This is a genomic window from uncultured Chitinophaga sp. (assembly GCF_937874145.1).
Classification (GTDB): domain Bacteria; phylum Bacteroidota; class Bacteroidia; order Chitinophagales; family Chitinophagaceae; genus Chitinophaga.
Window position 1 is genome coordinate 1 of the sequence record NZ_CALNBI010000422.1, and the last position, 7314, is coordinate 7314.

Sequence of the window (7314 nt, forward strand, 5' to 3'; positions counted from 1 at the left end):
GGAAATCACGCCAGGCCCATTCCCACCAGGAGGTAGAGGGATAATAGTGCGTACCCGACCAGAAGCCTTCTTCACCATCCAGCACGATGCTGGGACCTTTCACGGCCAGCATGGGCGGCGTTTTCAGCGCGGGCTCCTGCACAACAAAACCGATATAGCGTTTATCGGTTACCACCGGTTCGCCTTCCAGCGCCAGCAATGCGGCCTTCTCCACATCCTGCAGTATTTCGAGTTGAATCGTCCACGTTCCCATGCCGCCGCCGGGCTTGAAATCACACAACACTTCGGTATCGCTGCCGCCGGAAGCCACGCGGCGGGTGGTGATCAGTGGCGTAAACGCAGCAGCGCCCGGGGTCTTCACGGAATAGCGGAATATAGCCGCCACCGCCTGCGTACCCTGGTTCTGCACGCGCGTCCGCAGTTGCACCCGTTCGCCGGGATGATATGCCGCGTAATTCGATTGGTGCGAATATACCTGCAGCCCGCCCTTCCATCGCGCAGCCGTTTTTTGCAACAGGGCTAACCAACCTTTCGCGTCCAGCGTTTCCAGCGGATTGTCGAACAAGTAGAACCAGCAGTCGCTGCCCTTGAACCCGCCGGCACCAGCCGCGCGCAGGCCTCGGACGAGGCGCCGACGCTGATGCTGCCCGCCAGCTCCTCGCTGAACCTGCCCGCCGCCAGCGAAGGCGCGTAATAGCTCATCAGCAGGCCGGGATACCCCGACAGGTTCCCGAACTGGTCATATGCTTCCAGCACGGGCAGAAAATCAGCCCGCACTTCCTCGTCGATATTATGATTGGGCATCTCTTTCGGCGGGGCGATGTAAGCAGAAAAAGCCGCCGCCGGTTTGAATGCGATATCCGCCAGCGGCAACGGCCCTTTTGCCGCAACGCTCACTGCCATAGCGGCCTCCGACGGGCGAAAGCCTCCTACCGACAAAGCCGCCGGCATCCCTTCAGGCTTCCCCACCCAGATCATCCCGTTCCCCGCCGCCAGTTGCTGCAACAGTTTTGCTTCGTCCAGCTGATGGCGCGGCAACGCCACGATGTGCGCCGGTAAACCGCCGCCCACCGCGCTGAGGAAAGCGCTGTCTGCCACCAGGTACAATACAGACTGCCTTCCCGCATCGTTGGCCGTGCTCTTATTGAAAGCAGGGATTATCCCCCCGGGAACTCCGGCATCTGATCCGATGGCAGGCGTTGCCGCAGGCTTGCCCGGCGAACTGCCCCAACCGGCCAGGGGCGTCACCACGCCGGCGGAGCCCAGGGCCAGTAATCTCAGCGATTCTCTTCTGTTCATAGCTATTTAACCTTGATTAACACTCATGATTTCTTCTCGTATTCCGCCGCTTCCAGCAAGCCTTTCAGGTACCCCAGCGCGAAGAGGCGCCCCACTTCGCCGTAACCCGGCTCGCGGTTGTTCTCGCCGTCCATCGTAGGCACGTGGTCGATCCGCACGGGACCGTCGAACGCAACGGTGGTATAGGCTTTCACGGCGGCGTACATATCGGTTTGGCCGTCGTCGTGGAAGGTTTCGGAAAACGCGTGCGCCTGGCCGCGTATATCGCGGAAATGCACGAAGAATATTTTCCCGGCCTTTCCCAGCTCGAGGATCTCATGCGGGATGTCGGCACCCGCCGCGGCGAGGCTGCCCTGGCATAAAGTGACGCCGCTGTTGGCGCTGGGCACCAGGTTGATGGCGCGCTTCAGCGCAGCCGGGCTGGTAATGATGCGCGAAATCCCCTGGATGGGCGACACGGGGGGATCGTCAGGGTGCAGCGCCAGTTTTACGTTGGACGCCTCCGCTACCGGGATGATCCTTTCCAGGAAATACTGCAGGTTATCCCACAACCTTTCTTCCGGCACGATGCCTGCCGAAGTCAGCGGCGCGTCCTTCATCAGCGCGTGGTTGTAACTCGTTACCAGCGCGCCCCCCCGGGTGGGGGTGGATACGGATGTGCGGAGCCAGTTGAATCCCGCCATAAAATTGTAACAGAATACAGGGATATCCAACGCCCCCATATTCCGGATGAGCTGCTGGCACAAGGCGATATCTTCATCCCGCCCGTCGATGCCCAGTTTCATCCGGTGCATCTGCGCATCCAGCCCGGGCTCTATCACTTCCAGCTTGAAGCCGAAATCATCAAAACGCTGCTTCATATGCAGCAGGTCCATGTACTCGTAAGAGGGCGTACCGTCTGCCAGCACCGGCAACCGGGCTACCGCATGTGTTACTCCTGCCTGTTTAGCCAGCCTCCATAGCCGGTCGGGGTACTGTGACAGCACTTCTGCTATTTTCATTTCGTATGTATTTTACTGTTTCTTATAATTTGATACTGGACACTCCACCGGGGCCAGGCTCGCCGTAGCCGCCCGTCACAATCATCTCTCCTTCCAGCAGGCAGAGGTTACTGGTGAGCGGGTAACCCGTCCGGATCGTATCCACCAATGTTCCATCTTCATCTAAAATCTGCACGGCCTGCATGCCGTAATGCGCAACGTACAACAAGCCGTCTTTCCCCATCCGGATGCCGTCCGGCAGGTTTTGGATGATGTCTCCCGAAGGGTGTTCCGGCAACCGCGCCCATTCTTCCCACTTCCCGTCGGGCAGCCCGGGCCCGCGGAGGGCGCAGGTCAGGATCCGGTTGCGGTAGCTTTCGGCGACAAACAAGCGTTTGCCATCCGCGCTCAGCGCAATGCCGTTGGGAAAATCGAAACCGCTGCCCACGATGCGCTGCGAACCGTCTGTTCCGAAATAGCACACCATCCCCGATTGTCGGACGGAATCCGTGAAATACATCCCGCCATCCGTGTCGGCCGTCAGGTCGTTTGGCGCGCGCAGCGCCTGGCCATCGCAATGGTCTTTGATCGCATAGCTTTTAAACCCGCCGTCTGCCCCGAACCGGGCGATGCCCGCCTGGCCGCTGTCGCAGATGAGGTGGTCGCCATTGGGGAGGATGTATTGGCCGTTGGGGCATTTCGCGTAGGCCCAGTGCGACATCTTCCCTTCCGGGTTCATTTTGAAAATGATGCCACCGGTCAATGTGGTAAAAAACAGGTTGCCCTGTGCATCCATGGCCGGGCCTTCCGTATACCAGGGGAGTTCCGCCAGCCGTTCAACGATGGTGACCGAGATCATCTTGTTCATTTTATATCCTGTTCAAATGGAAACAATGGTTGGCGGCGATGACGGTAGGTGAACCGCGTCATATCCGCTTGTGTAACGCCGGGCGTATTTACCTGCACGATCGTAGGGCACACCGGGCCATACGCGGCGATGGGCGCATTCACGCCTTTGGCCACAACCGCGTTGAATTGCTGCGGATGAATGCCGAAAGCGGTGAGCTGCCGGAGGCTGAAAGGCGGTACGCGCAGGGATGTGAGCATGATAACGTTCCCGCCGCCGGTTTGTACGACCGCGATTTTCCCCATGTCGAAATGCACCTGCCCGCCGTGCCTTGGACTGTCTTCCGAAAACTTCCCGTCGGCTTCCATGAGGAGGCGCACGGGAATGGCGTATTCCGTTTCTCCCTGCATGTAACCGCCTTCCACGTTGCCAAATGAGAGAGAAAATGTTTCGCCGGGCGGGTGCTTCACAGCTTCGGCCACGGCTGTGGGATCGTAGATGCAGATGAAGCATCCTGACATCCTGTATGCTTCCGCCGCGGCCAGCAGGTAAGCGCTGTTGCCCGGGGAACCGCCGCCCACGTTATCGCCCATATCCAGCAGCAATACCGGTTTTGCCCATTCCTGCATCTTTGGCAACAACGCAGCGATATCGTGTTTTTCCGCCACAAAATCAGTGCGGCGATCTATCAGTTTACTTTTCAATTCCTCGCCGATGCTGTTGCACAATGGCAGGTTGTTATCGGTGGCCACAATGAAAGCGCTTCCCATCTCCGGCACATCGGCATACGGGAAACCCAGCAGGATGCTGATGGACAGCACACCTGGTTGCCCGGCCGCTTCCCGTGCCCGATCGTACAATCCTTTACAGGGCTCCGCGGATGTCCATTGTTGTTCAATGCTGATGGCGACCGGCGTTTGCATGAGTTGCTGTACGGGTTGAATATTGCCTTTCAGCGTTTGCACCATGAGCGTGGCCGCCTTCTTCCCGGTGTCGCGCTGGTCGATATGGGGGTTAGTGCTGTAAGCGACCAATGCGTTGGTAGCCGCGGTCATCGCCGGGCTCACATTGGCGTGGGGGTCGAGGGTGCCGATGATGGGCATATCCGGCCCCAGGCGCTGCCGGAGCAGCGTCAGCCAATGGCCGTCCATATCCGCATGTTCTTCGGAAACGCCCGCACCGTGCGGAACCACGAGGCAACCATCGATGGGCAACACCGCCTCCAGCCCGCGCATCATTTCTCCCAGCAAGGTGTCGTATGTTGCGGCGCTGACCCTTCCGCCTGGGGTTGCCTCGGCGTACATGACGGGCACCGCCGCGATGTTATTTTCTTCCAGCACTTCCAGCATCCCGCCGATCTCGTGGAAGGCATGGCGGTACTCCTGCGCGATGGCGTCTCCCTTCAGCCAGTGGCTGTTCCTGAAATCGTCCAGCGTGGTGGGCTTTGCGATGAAAGTATTGGATTCGTGGTAAATGCCGAGTATGGCTACGCGCAGCTGTTTGCCGTCAAAACTCATGTCTGTATTGTTTTATTGAGGGTAGCCGGGATTTTGCGGCTTGAGGTTCGGGTTGTTCTGCATTTCCAGCCGTGGCAGCGGGAAGAGCAGGTGCCTGGCCTGCAGTGGCTGGTTGGAATTCAGGTTAATGTGCCCCACGAAATCATCGAACCCTTTGTTGGTTTCGTTGTAGACTTTCCGCAGGCGGATCATGTCGAACCAGGTGATGCCTTCGTAACAGAGCTCGTGCCAGCGCTCGCGCCATACCGCTTCGCGGAAGGACTGCTGCGTGAAAGTGCCCATGCCCCCGGTGGTCAGCTCCGCCCTGTCGCGGATTTTCTTCAGGGCATTATATGCAGCCTGGTTGATGCCGCCACTTTCGTTTTGGGCTTCCGCGTACATCAGCAGCACCTCCGCGTAACGGATCTGCATCAGGTTGAGATCATCCTGCCCCGTGCCTGTTTTGCCGGCCGTGCCGAAAGCTATCGTGTTGAAGAATTTGAAGATGTATGGCGCGCCCAACTGGAAGAGGGCGCCGCTGCCGTTCATGTAATAGCTGGTATAGAAGAAGCCTTCGCGGTCCTTCGCGCGAAGGTCCCCTGTTTCATACGTCGCGTAAAACGAGCGGGTAGGCACCGTGGTGCCGGTCCAGCCGCCGAAAACCGTCACCGGCTTGTTGTTGGGCAGCATGTGCAACATGGGATTGGCTTCCACATCGGCCAGGTATTGAATGCTGAAAAGCAATTCCAGCTTGTTTTCCTCCGCTACATTGTGCAATGCGCCATAGTCCGGGAAAAGATTGATCAGCGCGGGATTGGCATCCGCGTGGTCGATGATTTCCTTCGACTTGACTGCCGCGAGCTTGTAGTAAGCCGCCCCCTTGTTCAGCGGTTGCCCCGCCATCGTCATATAAACCCTTGCCAGCTGTGCCTTCACCGCGGCCAGCGACACCCGGCCGGAAGCGTCCATCCAGGGCAGTCCGGCGGCTTCGGCGGCCAGCAAGTCTTCCACCACCAGGTTGTACACATCTTCCTGCCCCGTCCGCACCGGCATGAAATCTTCCGAAGATGCCGTCTGGGGTTTGGTGATGAGGGGAATATCTCCCCACAACCGCACCGCATAAAAATAAGCCCAGGCGCGCAGGAAGCGCGCTTCTCCCAGGATGCGCGTCTTCTGCGCATCGTCCATAGGATTAATGCCTGGCACTTTTTCGATCACCTGGTTGGCCTGCGCGATCACACGGTAAAGCCCGTTCCACCACTGCGCCACATGGAGGTTATTGCCGTCATATGAAAGTGCGTAGAGGTTATTGAGGTTCGTGTTCTCGGTGGCTTCCGCGGTGGATGTTCCCGTCACCGCTTCCAACATCTGCCGGTTGCCGGAAAAGATGGCGGCGGCGTTGCCGATGAACCGCGTTTCAGCGTACACCGCGGCGATGGCGGCTTCCGCATGCTCGGGGATCGTATAAAAACTTTCGGATGTAAGGCTGGAAGGATTGTTCTCCTCCAGGAACTTGCTGCAGCCTGTACCCAGCATCAACGCGCCTGCCAGCAACCATTTACCTGCTATATTCGTCTTCATCGGAAAAAGCTTTTGAGTTGAAGAATGTGATTACAGGGCGGCCTGAATGCCCAGCATGAAAGTGGTGGATTTGGGATAGGCGTGATACATCATCCCCTGCGAAAATACTTTCGTATTTTCCCCACCGATCAGCCCGATCGTTTCCGGATCGCCGTTCACTTCCTTACTGGTCAGCAAAAAGAAATTCTGCACCGATCCAAACACCCGCAACCTGCTGAAACGAATGCGCTTCAGTGTTTCGGGCGACAGGCTATACCCCAGCAGCAGGTTCCTGCCGCGAAGGAAAGATCCGTCCTTCAGCCAGTGCGTATCTTCATTGATCACATATCCCGCGCGGGTATCGCGTATCTCGGGGATCATGGTGTTTTGATTATCGGGCCGCCAGGCGTTCAATACCGATTTGTAACTGTTCGCCAGCGCCACACGGTCTTCGCTGGATCCCGTGCTCAGTTCGAACACATCGTTGCCGTAAGAATATTGCAGCTCCAGCGACAGGTCGAACCGGCGATAGCGGAACGAATTCGTAAACGCGCCCCAGGCTTTGGGACTGCCGTTGCCGATGATCATCCGGTCGGCGTCATTGATGGTATAGTCGCCGTTGACGTCTTTATATTTGATATCGCCGGGTAAAATGGGCAACCCGCCGCGGTAGCTGACGAATTTGGCGGCTTCCGACCTTTCCGATTCGCCCCAGATGCCTTCCCGCACCAGGCCGTAAAACGCGCCTACCGGCTCACCGATGCGGATAATATTGGTAGGACTGATGAACACCAATCCGCCTACACCGTAGATGTCCGAAGGCGTAGCGAGCGACAGCACCTTGTTGCGGTTCATGGAAATGTTGAACATGCTGTTCCAGGAAAAATCACGCCCTTCGACGTTGACGGTATTGAGCGAGATCTCCAGCCCTTTATTTTCCATCGACCCCACGTTTTTGCGGATGATCGCGTAGCCGCTCGTTTGCGGCACCGGCGCATCCAGCAGCATGTCGGTCGTTTTGCGGTAGTACACATCGGCTTCGAGTGAGAGGCGCCCTTTGAACAGGCCGATCTCAATACCCGCATCCGTTTGTGCTGTCTTCTCCCACCGCAGATCGGGGTTCGACAGCAGG

General features: G+C 58.0%; 7 protein-coding genes. All 7 read right to left on the reverse strand.

Going from position 1 to position 7314, the window contains the following annotated elements; all coding sequences use genetic code 11:
- Positions 1–565: hypothetical protein (locus tag Q0510_RS20150; protein ID WP_298715688.1), on the reverse strand; the 565-nt coding region annotated here is incomplete at its 3' end.
- Positions 520–1299 carry a hypothetical protein gene (locus Q0510_RS20155; RefSeq protein WP_298715689.1) on the reverse strand — a complete coding sequence of 260 codons (780 nt, stop codon included), beginning with the start codon at positions 1297–1299 and terminating at the stop codon, positions 520–522. The genes Q0510_RS20150 and Q0510_RS20155, both read right to left, overlap by 46 nt.
- 23 nt (positions 1300–1322) lie before the next feature.
- A complete protein-coding gene (locus Q0510_RS20160) occupies positions 1323–2300 on the reverse strand; it encodes a mannonate dehydratase (RefSeq protein WP_298715690.1) in 978 nt (325 codons plus the stop codon).
- A 22-nt stretch (positions 2301–2322) separates the two neighbouring features.
- Entirely contained in the window at positions 2323–3147 is an 825-nt protein-coding gene (locus Q0510_RS20165; RefSeq protein ID WP_298715691.1) for an SMP-30/gluconolactonase/LRE family protein, read from the reverse strand.
- A complete protein-coding gene (locus Q0510_RS20170) occupies positions 3144–4643 on the reverse strand; it encodes a M81 family metallopeptidase (RefSeq protein ID WP_298715692.1) in 1500 nt (499 codons plus the stop codon). Before Q0510_RS20170 ends, Q0510_RS20165 begins: the two co-directional genes overlap by 4 nt.
- A 12-nt stretch (positions 4644–4655) precedes the next feature.
- Positions 4656–6203 (reverse strand): RagB/SusD family nutrient uptake outer membrane protein, encoded by a 1548-nt coding sequence (locus tag Q0510_RS20175; RefSeq protein WP_298715694.1) that lies wholly within the window; start codon positions 6201–6203, stop codon positions 4656–4658.
- 30 nt (positions 6204–6233) lie between these two features.
- On the reverse strand, positions 6234–7314 hold a 1081-nt coding region (locus Q0510_RS20180), incomplete at its 5' end, for a TonB-dependent receptor (protein WP_298715697.1).

Coding starts and splice junctions, on each gene's coding strand:
- Q0510_RS20160 (WP_298715690.1), bottom strand. CDS start 2,300: ATGAAAATAGCAGAAGTGCTGTCACAGTACCCCGACCGGCTATGGAGG.
- Q0510_RS20170 (WP_298715692.1), bottom strand. CDS start 4,643: ATGAGTTTTGACGGCAAACAGCTGCGCGTAGCCATACTCGGCATTTAC.
- Q0510_RS20175 (WP_298715694.1), bottom strand. CDS start 6,203: ATGAAGACGAATATAGCAGGTAAATGGTTGCTGGCAGGCGCGTTGATG.
- Q0510_RS20155 (WP_298715689.1), bottom strand. CDS start 1,299: ATGAACAGAAGAGAATCGCTGAGATTACTGGCCCTGGGCTCCGCCGGC.
- Q0510_RS20165 (WP_298715691.1), bottom strand. CDS start 3,147: ATGAACAAGATGATCTCGGTCACCATCGTTGAACGGCTGGCGGAACTC.